Raw genomic sequence first — 14,180 nt, forward strand, 5'->3', positions numbered from 1 at the left:
GGATAAAAGAGATTTAGAAGAATGAAACAACTATTAATACTTGCACTATTCACATCATCAGTATTTGCCGCTAAGCCTGATTTAAATAGCTATTCTGAATCTTTAGATTACGCGCAAGTGATGAAAGTGCTCGCGACGCAAAAAGCTGACGGTACATGGTGCTTTGGTACGTCTGTTAAACACAATGATCAAGGATGGGAACATTACGCTGATGGCTGGGAAGTTATCGATTTAGATGGACATAAATTGGGCTACCGACAACTGCATCATCCGCATGATCATGAGCAACCATTTACGCGCAGCCAATGTAATATTGATATACCGAGCGATATTTCTCAGGTTGTGGTGCGAGCCAAATGCAATAAACATGGCTATGGCGGTAAAGCTATGCTGGTAAAATTAAATAAAAAGTAGATTCGAGCAATAGTGCAAATAATAAAGTGGCTAATACTTCATGAGCTTACTTTTAGTTTTTTAGTTTATCAAAATAGTTTATTGAGTTATTGAAAATAAAAACGCGACCCAATGTCGCGTTTTTGCTGAATAGAAAGCGGGCTTTGCTGGCTATTCAGATACTAACTTTTGTTTACCGAACTCTTTATAACCTTTTCGCCAAAAATATACTGCGACAAGGGCTGTTATAGTCGCTACGACAATACCAAATTCGTCGATATACCAAGCTGAGCTTTCATTTTCTAAGGTTATTGGTGTAAACACTTTTTGCAAAAATACATTCCAGCTCATGTGAAATATTACCGCAGTCCATAAGCTATTAGTTTTGTATCTTAGGTAAGTCATGATCATAGAGGCGCTGGTTAATGCTAAGGTGAAAACAGCCAGTTGATAATAGAGAGGTGTAACGCTGTTGCCATATAACCCTGAAATAATTAACGGCCAATGCCAACTTGACCAAATAATGCCGCTGACTAAAGCAACACCGGTAAATGACATAAATGAGGAAAGCTCTTTAACAAGAAAGCCTCGCCACGCTATTTCTTCTCCTAGCACTGACGGTAACGCTAACATAAAGGAAACAGAGGCGGTAAAAAGCAATTGAAAAAGGAGCAGTTGCCAGTCATCCCAACTTTCTAGGTTGTAACTTGCTTTTTTTTCTAAGACAAATTGCGTGTCATACCAAGTGCCGAAATCACAAAGCCAGATAATTGAGTAGGCTGCCATAATAATCGCTAACGGTATTAAGTAACTTTGCCATTGATACTGCCAATTTCCCCATGTCCAGCCTAAGCTGGAAATTTTACGTTGCCTAATTAAGCAGGTTAACAGTGCTGCAAGACCTGCAGACATCATTAAAGGTGAGGCGCTTTGTGTTCTGTATATCAGCCAGTATCCTATGGTATATAGCACGCTCGTTAATAAAAAGAATAGTAATAGCGTTATGATTGAATCACGAGTAATTTTCAATGGATAAATCCTTTTTAATTATTGTTTTAAAATATATTTTTAAAAGAAAGTGATTATTGCCTTCTACTAAGAATGAGCACAGCAAATAGAATGCCATTTGAAAAGTACTTTAAAAACAAGGGATTAATTTTTGTTGGTTACTCGGCTTTGTCAGCATTACTATTTATTTGCATAAAAACGTTTTTAATAACTTTTTTGGCCACTCGTTTGTGTTTTCTTTAGATATTAAAAAACGCGACGGTAAGGTCGCGTTTTGTATTTGATGTTAGCGTATGATGCTTTGTTCACTTAGCCGCAACATTTTTTATATTTTTTGCCACTTCCACATGAGCATGGATCGTTTCGGCTTGGTGTTTTCTCAAACGTGGTGGTGGTTGGTTTATTTAAGATAGCGCTTAGTTCATTAATATCTTCTTCAGCATTGCTATCAACCGTAATATTTGCAAAGAGCTGATGCTCAGCTACAAGTGCTTCAAGTTCTTTTTGTCGTTCATCGTTGGCGACAATTAAGGTTAACGGATGCTTTTGTGTACCAAGTTTAACAACGCGCTTGTTATTGTAACCTGACTTTACATGGTTAACTCGGGTGTGAATACGCCCTTTGTAATAAAGATCGTGCATGATGAACTCCGCTTATTAAATACCTAATTTTGCGCGGCAGTATAACGTAAAAAGTTAAATAGTCGACTGTTGAGTGCATTCATTGCGAATTGTTTTGTTCGATTTTGCTATAAATGTTTAATGGCTTAGCGCCGTTTATATATGATCCCAGCAATATAGGTAAATATAAGAAAGTAGATAGGGCTTTCAAATAGCAGGTACCACTTATTAGCATTAGCAAAAGAAGCATTATTGGTATTTTCCAGAGAAAACTGCAGTAAACCAAGCACATTTAATGGATGCTCGTCGTTGGTTATCATAAAAATTCCAGAGCCCATTAACAACAGTAACGTTAAGTACATGGCAGTATGAAGAGGCGGACTAGCCATTTATGATTGATATTTTCATAGTTCAAATGATAGTCAGCATGAAAGAATTTATACCAAATAAGCCGCGCAGTTAATATGATTAAAAGAAATACTGCGATGATAATATGCAATTCAATGGCATCTTTTTTATGTTGCACTGCACCGATTTTTATTGGTACATATTATGAAAAGGAGCGCCATGAGTAATTGTTAAGGTCAGTTTACGAGTGAGTTTTGCAAGCATACTATATATTTTATGGTAGTTTGTAAGTAACTAATGCTCAGAAAATGATAGTAAGAGAAACTTAGCTATACGTGAATGTATAATACGAGCTTAGTTTTTTCTAACGAGAAGTTGGACTAATGTCTTTGACCTGATATGACTGTAGCAATAGGTGTATTTTCCTGTTTTCATTTTCGAATTACCGTGTGCTATAACGGGAGGGCTTCATTCTTAATTGGGTATTTTTTTTAAAATAGATAAGGCTTTTCGAGGCCCCCGTGTTGAAAAAAACTGTATAATTTTAGAGTTTAACCGTAAAAGACTAAGTGACCAAGGCCCAACATTAATATTGATTGCTTCTTTAAACTCTGTAAGTAGCTCTCGATCAACTTGATATGCTCTTGCAGCATCCGCCATAATTATCATTTTTTCTGGAACTACTCCTTCATTTTCAATCAAGTACTTTAAAGCATGCTCTTTATGTTGCAGGACGACTCTAATCCCTCTTAGGCCGATTGTATAAACTTTTAATGGAAGCTTTTCTTGTCTAAATTTTTCTTGTAATTTTTTTACTATTTTGATTCTTTTTAAAACACTAATATTTGATACTCTTATATCTATTCGCTCATTTAAACTTAATCTATGAGGTCGTAAATCAAACCTTAACTCCTTAAAGTCTTTGGATAAAATATTTGAAACTTTATATCGTGTAACCTTATCTAATTTAGATTTACAGCCGTAGTCACAAAAATACTCTTTACTGTTATTTGGTCTAAACCTAAAACCACGTGTAGCGCTATTACTGAAAATAATTAAATTTTTACTAAAACCTTCAGGGATTTGATTTAACAGACCCTTAATTCTATTATCAACACTTAATTCGTTATCATCAGTTAAAATAATAACTTTCTTGTGTTCTACAAGCCTTTTTACAAGCTCTTGTATCATTTCATCACTAACTTTTTTTAATACAGGTGTAATGGTTTTATCTAAATCCAGAACTATTATATCTGTCTTTCCATTTGATACGATATCATCAATTATTGAAGTTCGATGAAGCCCTCTTATAAGTGCTTTTAAATTTTCTTTCATTAATCTAATATGTCTCTTTAACGCATAATTAATACCTGTGAATAGAATTTGAAATCTTTTTTTGGCTTTTAAAGATCTCAAGTTCCTTAAAGTCATTCTCTTATCATTTAAAATAATGACTCGAACAGCATGCCTTGTAATAGTTACTTCATCATTATTGATCATATTAATTAAGGCTGTAATTCCTTGTTCATCAATCAAAAATAAACTCATCTTTGCTTCAAATGAAGCATCTTCTATATCTTTTATAGAAAAGACAGTATAAATGCCTTGGACAATTGAATTACATGACTGTTCGAGCAGTGTTTTGACTGAGGATAGGGTTGTTCCTTTATTTAAAAGATCATCTAGGAGAATTATATTTTTTCCAATTATGTTTTCACTTCCTAAAAAATCTACATAAGACGAATTTGTTGACTTAATTCGTTCGTCGATACTAGAAAAGTTAACATAGCTACCAGACGTTCTTCTTGTCCATTCTATATTGGCATTTGATATGCCAAACTTCTTTGCTACAGCATCAGCTAATATTGCTCCTGCACCACTAGATACAATAGCCCATTCATTAGGGTTCAAACGTATAATATCTCCCCAATCAATTTCAATTTTTTTATATAGTAGATTTGAAAAGTTATGTGCTTCTTGTTTATCTCCTAATTTAAATTTTGAAAATGCTTTAATAAGGTTTTCATTTCCCTTTATCTTGTTTAAGGAGTATATCGAAGATGTTCTCTCAACAACGCTATTTAAATTATTACATGTAACTTCAGGCGTGCTGAATGTTATATTCTTACTGTTTTCACTCATAATATAATTCCCTTTAAACAAAACTTACAGTGAGTAGTCCGTTTCATAAAAACTTGAATGTGCTTATATAACAACGGAGAGAGCAATTAATAGAGCATTGACTATTTTGCTACCGAATTTATGTTCTTTATAGTACTTTGTACAGGAAGCTCAGGGCGATAACAAAAGTTCTTGTTGTTTTTATTTAATATTTGATATGAATTTTATCTTAATAAGAAAGATGGACCCTCTTCTATTCTTAGATGTAAGGCTTATAATCATGGATAATTAGCATCCGCCGTTCGCCTTCGGATACATCGACGTTACAGTGCTTTTTTTGATAGCCATTTAAAAAGTATACACTACCTGGGGTACATTTATATCTTGAAGAATAACCTTTACGGATATCTCTGTTAACTTTTCTTTCTCGTATTTTTTGAGGCTGTATTTGTAAAAGTTTAATATATACTTTACTACAAAATTTTGTAAATGAAGATCTTGCTAGTCGTTCATTTAAATATAAAATGAGATCTCCATTTAGGTTATCTACATTAATTACCTGTAGTGGTATTAATATTGTCATAAGGTGAGAGTCAAAATGCTCTAAGTAGCTGACTTCGCTTGAATTAGGTGTGGTGCATCGCAAAAGAATGCTTTCATTTTGAGGCACTATACCTTCAAATGGCTCTAAAAAATATTTTTCAACTATGAGTCTTATAGAGTCTTCTACTTCATTATAGTTTTTTTGTTCTCTTAATTTATTAATTAACGTTTTGGTTTCGCAACAATTAAGAAATTGTGTGTATGTACTATTTTGAGGTTTTCGCTCATCAATATATGAGTTTAACTCTCTTATAACCTCGGTAGGGAAAATATTTTTATACTCCATAATCCCTTTTTCTTTTATTGTTTTAAAAATAAAGCTGCTCATGAATTCATATTACCTGACATATATCAAATATCCTTTCAATATATGAGTTACATTTTTCTCTTGTATTTTTAAGCCCGATAGATGACCTGTTATTTATCGTTATATCTGGCGTGGAACACTGTGGTGTTATAAATTACTATCACGATTTATTTTGGTTTTTTTATGATCAATATTCAATAATAAGTTCGCTTATTTTTAGCTTAAAGGTTTCAACTCTAGAGTATTGTATCAAATTATCTATGCACATATTTTAATGCCTGTATGTTAATCAATTATATCTGCTGCATCTAATGCGACATCTATACCTTGAGATGCTTTTGGAAACGCTGAAGGGTCAGTGATACCTTGCTCATTGGTTAAGTCGCGAATATTTTTTTGTACGGTGATAATGGCAAATAGCGATAATACAAATGACATACCATAAAAGCCTTTTTCACTTAACAGCATAGTGGCATTAATAAGACCAATAACTAACAGTGCGATGGCTGAAAAGAAAGCGACCCAGCACATGCCCATAAATACATTGGTAACTGGTATGCCTTCTGATTTATCTCGAATGGTTTTTTGTAAAGTAACAGCAGAGAACATTGCTAGTAAAAAAACCGCAAAATAATAGCCTTTTTCATTCAATTGCAATTCGGCATTCCACAGACCAATTAGGTAACCTAAGACACCAATAGCGAGTACACCCCAAGTGGCAAAAATGTATGCTGAAGTTGGTTTATTAACGTTTGAAGTATTTAAATGCATGGATAATTCGTCCTTGTTATTGCTAAGCTTCATACCAGCGCGGCTGGCCTTTGCTACGTATCTTACTGCGGTTAAGTATATGCTATTGATTAAAAGCATTGATAGTCCTTTACTCGCGCGTCATTCCTTTTTATATCATAACGTTACGCCATGTTGGAAATTATTGCTAGTGATAACGTGCTATGGTGGCAATAAAAAAGCGCTATATTGAAATAGCGCTTAAATTATTTTGTTAGCTTTATAGAGTTATGTTATTCCATTAACCACATTCTTGCTTTACGACCTGGTAAGTAGAATTTATGCCATTGGCTATTTACGTTTTGTACATCAACACCTTCAACAACGTCACGGTAGTTTTTGTGCCACCATAAGTTATGTTCGGCGGTATTTACCCATACGTCTTGACCACTGTCACATTTGTTAATACCGACTACACCAATATGATCACGTTTGAATAAAATAATACAGTCGTTAAAATTCATCACTTGCATGCCATGACCTTGTGCAGCATTGTGGAACTTAACCATACCGGCAATATCTGAGCGTTTATATAAATCAACCCAGCGGCTACCATCATTACTTTCATTGTGATCAGAATAGATCATCGGAGTACCGCCATCACGCCCCATTATATAAGCATTGGCTAAGGTTTCGTCTGTAGCATTAAGAATTTGATATCTAAAGCCTGCATTGGTTGGTATGTCATGGGTAATTGAGAACGTTACTGCTTTATCGCCTGCCAATGCTTGGCCGTATGCGCCGGGATCAACCAATTGATTCATTGAACCGCCAAAACCAAATGCACCGCGAAGTGAAGCAAATAGTGGAAAATCATATGCGTCGTGACCAGTATCATTTAAGTAAGGGGCGAGAAAGCTGTCGTAGCTATTATCACCTGCGCCGCCAGAGGTGATGATTTCACCGAAAACATGAACACCATTTTTTATGTCGTTATTAAATACGGCGTTAATATGATAATTACTCATATGTTTGGCGGCATCAACGCGAAAACCAGTAACACCTATTGTTTTCAATGCTTGTAAGTACGCTTGTTGTTGAGAAACCACCCAGTTGTTAGGATCTAAATCCGGCAAGCCTACGTCGCCATTACCCCCACATAATCGCCAATATTGAACGTGACCTGGGTTACCCCAGTCGGTAATACAGCCTGCAGGATGAAAATCACCCGCACCTAAATTTCCATGCTGTAAATCACCGAATAGTTTAATTGAGTTGTAGTAACTGCTGTTGGCTGCATATTCTGCTAGCACTTCAGTTCCTGGGTAATTCAAATCTGAACGTTTGTATGATTCATTTGCCATATGATTAAATACAATATCGGCATAAGTTTCGACGCCTTTGGCTTTTAACGCATTGACCATATCTTTAAAGTCATTAGTGTCGCCTAATGGGCTATGGATTAGTCTAATATCTTGTGGCTGGTAGCGAGCCCACCATTCGTTACCTGATGATTTGTAAGCGGGAGAAACAAGCACTTTCTTATAACCTAAATCAGCAATTTCTTTTGCTTTGGCGGCTACGTCGTCATAGGTCCAGTTAAAAGCATGCAATATAGTATCTGCTGCTGAAGTTTGGCTAAAAAGCAATGTACTTGCTATTGCTGATATTTGCGTGAGTTTTTTAATGGTAGTTTTTAGTTTCATGCTTTCCTCGTTTACTGCTGGTTAATTTTTATATTTATTATTGTTGGTTTTATTAATTTACTTTGAATAGAGTGTTTCTATTTTGTTAACAGGGATAAGAGTGAGTTGAGCATAAATTAAGCAATAAAAATTAACTAGATAGCTGCATACGTATTCATAATAAGAGTCGAATTTGGTTTGCAGAAACTATTATTGTGAGTTTTTAATGGGTAAAACCATTTAGCGTTGTTTTTTTGTGTTTATTGACCTCATATTAAAATGAGGCCATGGTTAAAACTGTATAAATGATTAGGTTAAAATTGTACCGTTAGACCAATAGAGGGGAACATTTCCATTCCAGTATCCTTTTTTATCGTGAAATTGTTCAAGGTGTCATTCTCGTTAGGTTCGTAAGAATAACCGGAAACGTTCGAGCTATTTGAGGCGTTAATAATGGCAAAGTTGACCTCTGACTTTAAGCCGAAAAAAGTTGTTTTGTAGTTTGCTTGCAAGTCTAAGCGATAATACACAGGAAGAGTTTTTGAGTTTAACTCTCCATACCTTGCTTGTAAAAATCCAGGGTAATCTGGGTTTTCACGTAAACCAATGATGGGCGTATATTTCGCCCCGCTGCGAATAGTAAATTTCATGCCGAAATCCCACTGCTCATTCAATTGATAATTTGCCACAACATTTGCTAGTAATGGCGTATCTAAATAGTATTCAGTAGTTATTTTTGTCAGGTCATTAGTTCTTTCACTTTTTGACCAACTCAAAGAAGCCCAACCATACCAGCCATCAGACAGGTGTTTGTTAATTACCCATTCAACACCTTTTGCACTTCCTGATAAGTCATCACTATAGTGTGATGCTGAGTCAGGATGATCAGTAGGTAATGATAAGGCCATGTCTTTTAGGTCTTTATAATAAATGTCTACCGAAGTGTTCCAAGTGTCATTTAAATCGTATGAAAATCTGATGGAATAATGGCTTGATTTCGGCGATTTTATTTTAGGGTTTCCGAGTTTTTTTAATGCGGTGGTGATATCAGGAAAGCGACTATAGGTACCATATTTGGTGGTTATGGTGAGTTCATCGGTAGGAAACCAGTTAAGGGCAAGCCTAGGGTGAACAAAGCTTTGATTTGTGTAGTTGTTTTTTTCTGCGCGTAAACCAAGATCTAACTTTATGTCGTCGTTAATGCTCCAAATATTGTTGAAATAAAATGCACTGTCAGTGCTTTTAAGTTTATCGTTATCTTGTACTCTTTCTCCTTTTTTACTTTCACAATCAGCGTCATTGTCAGTACAAAAATAAGGGATCATGTCATAGTTGTAATCGCTGACACTTTGCTGAAAATCAGCACCAATTTTTTGTACATGACCATCAAACCAATTGGCTTGATATAAGGCGCGTAAATTTAAGCGCTTAGTTTCCAAGTTAATATATTGCCCCTGGCCATATTTTTGTTTGTTCTGTTCATTCATGTGCCCTAATGATATTTGGAATGTATCGTGATTTTCTGCGAAGTACTGCCAAGATAAGGTTTGCTGATCAAATTTTGTATTAAGAGACATTTCACCAATTGAGTCAGGGTCGACTTTAGCCGATTCTGACTCGGCAGAAATGTTCAATGCTCCGACGTCACTTGCACCAGTAACACTGAAAGTGAGCTTTTGATTATCGCCAATTAACCATTGATATTTGCCTTGATAGTCATCACTAATAGGCGACTTAGTGATTGTTTCTCCATCATCTTCTTCACCCTCTGTTAGAAATAGGTGCAATAGGCTACGTCTATATGAGAAATAAAAAGCCTGATCTTCTGCGAGCCCACCTTCGATCATTATGCCCGTTTTTAGCATACTAGCATCAACAATTGTGGTGATATCTTGGTTGCGAGGATCTCGTAATTTAACATCAAAAACACCGCCAGTTGCATTACCATATTGACTGCCAAAACCTGCGGGATAGAGCGAGAAGTCGCTAATGACATTTTTGTTAAATATGCTATCGCCAAATAAATGGAAAATGTAATCAGCGGGCATGTTATCAATGTAGAATGCGTTGTCGTCGGGAGAGGAACCGCGAATGGCTGGCTCTCCGTCATCACCACCCGCGTAAACAACGCCGGGTAAACTAAATACTGAACTAAGAGGATCATTAGCAATACTAGGAACACTTAACAATTTCGCCGTTTCTTCGGTCATTTCGGTATTAGCTTGATTGCGTTTTCCGTTTACTTCAATAACTTCTATTTCATTTTTGTCGCTTTCCAATTGATTTTTTTTGAAGTTTTTCTCTGAGCTCACTTCATTAGCATTGGCAATTGCTGAGGTGATGATTAGGTATGACGAGATATAGCTTAAGTTTTTTAGGTGTTGATAAGTTCTCTGCATAAGTGCTTGTATTGATGGTAAGTGAGGTCAAATACGGTATCAATAAGTAAGTCTTTACAAAGTAAGCATATGTAAGCTAGTAAGCTGAATAGAGGAAGGGGGTATAAGAGTTTAGAACTCGTTATTGCACTTTAACTTTAAAAGCACGTGCAAAAAACTAAGATGCGGGAATGCACCTTAGCTCATAAATGCGGATTAATTTTTCTCTTGATTACGTTGTTGGGCGAGTGCCTGTAATTGCTTAGATTGCTGATGTAAGCTATTACGTACTAAGGCTTCGCGGTCTTCTTCTCGAATATGGTGAAAAATTACCTTATATGTTGCCCCATCTGTATTTTTTTCAACACTGACTATTTCACCTATGCAATATACTGCACTATTTTCTTCGGTAAAAAATAGCTTTAAATTTAAGTATTCACCAAGCTCGAATGCAGATTCATTTGAAGACTGAAATATAACACCACCACCGCCAAATTTAATTGCTTGTTGACGTTCATTGGCCATGTCTTGTTGACTAAGTATGTAGCCTACTAGTAAGTCCATTTTTTTTGCTTGATGGTTTAAGTATTCCATTAATTGGCTTGCTACACCAGCTACGGCTTGCAATGGGCGTAATGCACTTTGATCTAAGGTATTTATTTCAGAGGCAATTTTAAATGGCGTTGGCATTTCATTAAGAAATTGCTCATAACTGGGTAGATTTTCTGAATTAAGTGTTGTGGCATTAATATTAAAGTAATAATCAATTGAAAAAAATTCGTCAAACTGTGCTAATTTCGTTTTATCTGCTGATGTTTCCATGCTTGACCACCTTAATTACTTTAATTATTACTTAACTTTGTATTCGCCAGAAACACGTTAACGGCACATTCACACATTTCATCTATTTGGTTTTCTTGTGCGTAAATACCGTCAATCACTAATCTGGCAATGCCGTGTAATGTTGCCCAAGATACCTGTGCAAGCCTAAGCGTGTTTTCTTCGGCGTTTATAATACCTTGCTCTTGCCATAGCTTAGTCATTTCTACTTGATAATTGAAACTGGTATAGGCAATGTTTTTCAATGTTTCAGTGCTATTATTCTCTTTCCAGATAACTCGTCCAAACATCAGTTCATAAAGTGACGGATTTTCCGTGGCAAAAGCTATATAGGCGTGTACGAAATTTCGGTACTTGTCTTCATTAGACATATTTTCCTGGGAGAATATTTCACTGGATAGTTGATGCCAACGGCTAAAGCCTTGTTCGGCAATTGCACATAGTAGGTCGTTTTTATCGGTAAAATGGTGGTAAGCTGCCGTGCGAGAAACACCTATACGTTCGGCCAATCTACGCAATGATAAATTTTCAATACCGGCCTCAGCTACCATTTCACTGGCGGTAGAAATCAAGGATTTGCGTAAATCACCATGGTGATATTTTGCTTTAGCTACCACTGAATACCTGCCTAAAAATGAGAATATTCATTACAGTGTTTTTCTCGATGGCAGTGCAACATTGGCAAATATTAACCCCGCCACTAATGACATAAATATTAGAAAGGCTTGTGAGCCAATGTCGGTTGCATTAAGCATAGTTTGGCCTGATACCGCATGATTTAAGCCAATATAAACCTTACTTCCCGGGACTAGTACCACCAAACCAAGTAACTTAACGACACTTGAAGGTAGCTTCATTAATCTTGAAAAAATATTACTGTAAATACCTAAAGCAAAGGCACCGACAAAAGCACCCAACGCAACACCTAGATACTCAGCACCTAGCATGCTTGCGCCAAAGGCAATATAGCCGGAAATGATCCCCCAAGGGGCATCTTTTTTTCGGCATTTAAATAATATAACTAAGCTGATAGAAAGCGTGGTAACAGCAGCCCATAACGTCCAGTCAGGCGTATGTGGTGGCTCTACAAAAGCAACTTCACCCCAGAGCATTTTCCCCAATGCGATACCCAGTACACCACCAAAATAAATTTTGAATAGGATCATGATGGCATCCATGATCCTTGCCGTACCCGACATTAAATTTCGAGCGGCTAACTCAGATAAACCTAAAGTTAATGCTAAGCCAGGAATAAAGGCAATAATGCTAGATAATATGACTAAAGGGATGTTTATGCTGGGGTCAACTAGTGCTATTGCAGATGCTAAAAACGCAGAAGAAAGTGCTGATATCGGCTCTAGCATGTCGGTAACGCGACGTGAGCGCTCAGCCCAGAAAGTAAATAAACATACCATCATGCCCAATAATGTTGACCAGAAAACATCATTCCAACTGGTTTGCATTAGCATGGCAAATGCGCCACTTGATGCACCAAATGCAAGGAAAGTTAATATACGGCCATAAGGACTTGGTTTATTGGCAATATCATCTAAACGTTCTATGGCTTCGGCCAAGGTTCTTTGACCTGATGTGAGCTCGTCAACTAGCTCATCGGCTCGTGCCAATGATCCTAAATCCAAATCGCCAGGTGCTACACGAAGTATATGATTATAGTCTTGGTTTTCATCGTCTTGAGATAGTATAAAAGTTAACGATGTCGGCGTAATTACAAAAGAACTATAAACCCCTAAACTTTGCGCGACATTGGTTAAATGCGCTTCAAGTCGGTATGCGGGGGTGCCAAATTTATGTAAGGCTTTGCCTAAGCGAATTATAAAGCGACGTTTATCGTTAAAATTGTCAGTACTTGTCATGGCAATAAACTTGGATCGTGAAGAATTTTTCTATGGTAATTGATTCATTTTAAAATGAAAGCGGAGATGTTCATTCTAGAGATAATTTTTATTAATTGTTGGTAAATCATTCAAGTTTTTGAGAATTTACGGACGACATCAATATCGGTATGATGGCATATAAACTTTTTAAAGAATGTAAATTTATGACCTTACTGATAATTCTAGCTTGTGTATTTGGTGCCGTCGCCTTAATGGTAGTTTTAGGGGAACGCTTCGGTAAACCTATGGAAGTTGAACAACAGCAAAAATACTCAAAAATATTGTGGGTAGTGGTTTTTATTGCCATTGTTGGCGCTATTATTCGGGAAATGCTTTAAACACTAAATTATCGTTGTTGCGCAGTTATTAATTGAAAATTATTAACTGTAGAATCTGTATTGAAATATAGCGTGGTTAAGTTAATCCGGTATTTATAACTATTAGCTCGTTCAGTCGCTCGTCAATCACCAAGAAAATTCGTTACTGTGCTCTACGTTTCCTTGCGGTGAATAGTTACGCTCATATACTTTCACTGCGCCCGATTGTGATTGCATGATAATAGCGGTTGATCGAGTACCGTAGTCATCAGAGCGTATAAATATACTGCTTAATAAGGACTCTAATTCCTTACTAATACCTGTTGTTGGTAAGTTAATGTCACTTGCAATTTCGTTATTCTTCATCAACGAAAAAAGTTGCTCTAAGTTAAAATTATCACCTTTAATTAACTGGTTTATCTTTTGCACACCCAATGCCATTTTTGGCCAAATGTCATCTAAAGCGCCATTACAAATACTATGAAACCCGGGGCCGAGTGATATTAAACTTTTATTAACACTGTCAAAGGCTTGTAAATTATTCAGCGTACCAAAAATAAGGTTGAAATCATTATATTGTTCGGATGAAAGGCCGAGATGATCTCGCGTTTGTTGGGGGCTCTGCAATAATGCATTTACGACTAGATCACCACGAGTTTGTTTATTTGCATCAAATTTATTAGCAATTCGAAAATTCGTTAACGCGGCAAACCGACCCGTTTGAGTTAAGCCTAGCCAAGAGCCACCAGCTTTTAAATCTTTACCAGCGAGAATATTTTCTTTTTGCCACCAATGCATTCGCTGTGTTGGGCGTTGATGAAACTCATCTCTGTTAGCGCAAATAATGACAGGATAGTCAGGGTGTTGTTCAATGGCGATGAATAAAATACACATAATTGCCTTTTTAGATCTAAGTAATAATGTCTAGTGCTTTA

General features: G+C 36.3%; 14 protein-coding genes. 2 read left to right on the forward strand and 12 right to left on the reverse strand.

The features are described 5' to 3' along the window. The first annotated feature begins 21 nt into the window (after positions 1-21). The gene (locus tag AC27E9_RS04585) at positions 22-414 is read left to right on the forward strand and encodes a hypothetical protein (protein ID WP_487127672.1); all 393 of its coding nucleotides are present in this window, start codon (positions 22-24) and stop codon (positions 412-414) included. 150 nt (positions 415-564) lie between these two features. On the opposite strand, the gene AC27E9_RS04590 is transcribed toward AC27E9_RS04585, so the two are convergent. The 11 genes from AC27E9_RS04590 to AC27E9_RS04640 all read right to left on the reverse strand — a co-directional run bounded on the left by AC27E9_RS04590 (position 565) and on the right by AC27E9_RS04640 (position 12,907). Next, the gene (locus tag AC27E9_RS04590) at positions 565-1,422 is read right to left on the reverse strand and encodes a CPBP family intramembrane glutamic endopeptidase (protein WP_487127674.1); all 858 of its coding nucleotides are present in this window, start codon (positions 1,420-1,422) and stop codon (positions 565-567) included. Positions 1,423-1,710: 288 nt separating this feature from the next. Then, complete coding sequence (locus AC27E9_RS04595; protein ID WP_487127676.1) at positions 1,711-2,043, reverse strand: PBPRA1643 family SWIM/SEC-C metal-binding motif protein; 333 nt, start codon at positions 2,041-2,043, stop codon at positions 1,711-1,713. A 125-nt stretch (positions 2,044-2,168) separates the two neighbouring features. Continuing rightward, positions 2,169-2,342, reverse strand: coding sequence for a hypothetical protein (locus AC27E9_RS04600; protein WP_487127678.1), 174 nt, complete (start codon positions 2,340-2,342; stop codon positions 2,169-2,171). 502 nt (positions 2,343-2,844) lie between these two features. Then, positions 2,845-4,512, reverse strand: coding sequence for a hypothetical protein (locus AC27E9_RS04605; RefSeq protein ID WP_487127680.1), 1,668 nt, complete (start codon positions 4,510-4,512; stop codon positions 2,845-2,847). Positions 4,513-4,750: 238 nt separating this feature from the next. After that, complete coding sequence (locus AC27E9_RS04610) at positions 4,751-5,422, reverse strand: hypothetical protein (RefSeq protein ID WP_487127682.1); 672 nt, start codon at positions 5,420-5,422, stop codon at positions 4,751-4,753. Between the two features lie 264 nt (positions 5,423-5,686). Further along, complete coding sequence (gene yiaA, locus AC27E9_RS04615) at positions 5,687-6,271, reverse strand: inner membrane protein YiaA (RefSeq protein ID WP_487127684.1); 585 nt, start codon at positions 6,269-6,271, stop codon at positions 5,687-5,689. A 152-nt stretch (positions 6,272-6,423) separates the two neighbouring features. Beyond that, on the reverse strand, positions 6,424-7,836 hold the full coding sequence (locus AC27E9_RS04620) for an alpha-amylase family protein (RefSeq protein ID WP_487127686.1): 1,413 nt from the start codon (positions 7,834-7,836) through the stop codon (positions 6,424-6,426). 293 nt (positions 7,837-8,129) lie between these two features. Beyond that, positions 8,130-10,214 (reverse strand): TonB-dependent receptor plug domain-containing protein, encoded by a 2,085-nt coding sequence (locus AC27E9_RS04625; RefSeq protein WP_487127688.1) that lies wholly within the window; start codon positions 10,212-10,214, stop codon positions 8,130-8,132. 195 nt (positions 10,215-10,409) lie between these two features. Continuing rightward, positions 10,410-11,015, reverse strand: a complete 606-nt coding sequence (locus AC27E9_RS04630) for a PilZ domain-containing protein (protein WP_487127690.1) — start codon at positions 11,013-11,015, stop codon at positions 10,410-10,412. A 20-nt stretch (positions 11,016-11,035) separates the two neighbouring features. Beyond that, positions 11,036-11,650, reverse strand: a complete 615-nt coding sequence (locus tag AC27E9_RS04635) for a TetR/AcrR family transcriptional regulator (RefSeq protein ID WP_487127692.1) — start codon at positions 11,648-11,650, stop codon at positions 11,036-11,038. Positions 11,651-11,680: 30 nt separating this feature from the next. Next, positions 11,681-12,907, reverse strand: coding sequence for a threonine/serine exporter family protein (locus AC27E9_RS04640; protein WP_487127694.1), 1,227 nt, complete (start codon positions 12,905-12,907; stop codon positions 11,681-11,683). 185 nt (positions 12,908-13,092) lie between these two features. On the opposite strand from AC27E9_RS04640, the gene AC27E9_RS04645 reads away from it, so the two are divergent. Continuing rightward, entirely contained in the window at positions 13,093-13,266 is a 174-nt protein-coding gene (locus AC27E9_RS04645; protein WP_487127696.1) for a hypothetical protein, read from the forward strand. A gap of 126 nt (positions 13,267-13,392) precedes the next feature. Here AC27E9_RS04645 and AC27E9_RS04650 read toward each other — a convergent pair whose 3' ends face one another. Further along, on the reverse strand, positions 13,393-14,139 hold the full coding sequence (locus tag AC27E9_RS04650; protein WP_487127698.1) for an NRDE family protein: 747 nt from the start codon (positions 14,137-14,139) through the stop codon (positions 13,393-13,395). Positions 14,140-14,180: the final 41 nt, after the last annotated feature.

The organism is Colwellia meonggei (assembly GCF_057537295.1).

Coding starts and splice junctions, on each gene's coding strand:
- AC27E9_RS04585 (WP_487127672.1), top strand. CDS start 22: ATGAAACAACTATTAATACTTGCACTATTCACATCATCAGTATTTGCC.
- AC27E9_RS04595 (WP_487127676.1), bottom strand. CDS start 2,043: ATGCACGATCTTTATTACAAAGGGCGTATTCACACCCGAGTTAACCAT.
- AC27E9_RS04600 (WP_487127678.1), bottom strand. CDS start 2,342: ATGATAACCAACGACGAGCATCCATTAAATGTGCTTGGTTTACTGCAG.
- AC27E9_RS04605 (WP_487127680.1), bottom strand. CDS start 4,512: ATGAGTGAAAACAGTAAGAATATAACATTCAGCACGCCTGAAGTTACA.
- AC27E9_RS04610 (WP_487127682.1), bottom strand. CDS start 5,422: ATGAGCAGCTTTATTTTTAAAACAATAAAAGAAAAAGGGATTATGGAG.
- yiaA (WP_487127684.1), bottom strand. CDS start 6,271: ATGCTTTTAATCAATAGCATATACTTAACCGCAGTAAGATACGTAGCA.
- AC27E9_RS04620 (WP_487127686.1), bottom strand. CDS start 7,836: ATGAAACTAAAAACTACCATTAAAAAACTCACGCAAATATCAGCAATA.
- AC27E9_RS04625 (WP_487127688.1), bottom strand. CDS start 10,214: ATGCAGAGAACTTATCAACACCTAAAAAACTTAAGCTATATCTCGTCA.
- AC27E9_RS04630 (WP_487127690.1), bottom strand. CDS start 11,015: ATGGAAACATCAGCAGATAAAACGAAATTAGCACAGTTTGACGAATTT.
- AC27E9_RS04640 (WP_487127694.1), bottom strand. CDS start 12,907: ATGACAAGTACTGACAATTTTAACGATAAACGTCGCTTTATAATTCGC.
- AC27E9_RS04645 (WP_487127696.1), top strand. CDS start 13,093: ATGACCTTACTGATAATTCTAGCTTGTGTATTTGGTGCCGTCGCCTTA.
- AC27E9_RS04650 (WP_487127698.1), bottom strand. CDS start 14,139: ATGTGTATTTTATTCATCGCCATTGAACAACACCCTGACTATCCTGTC.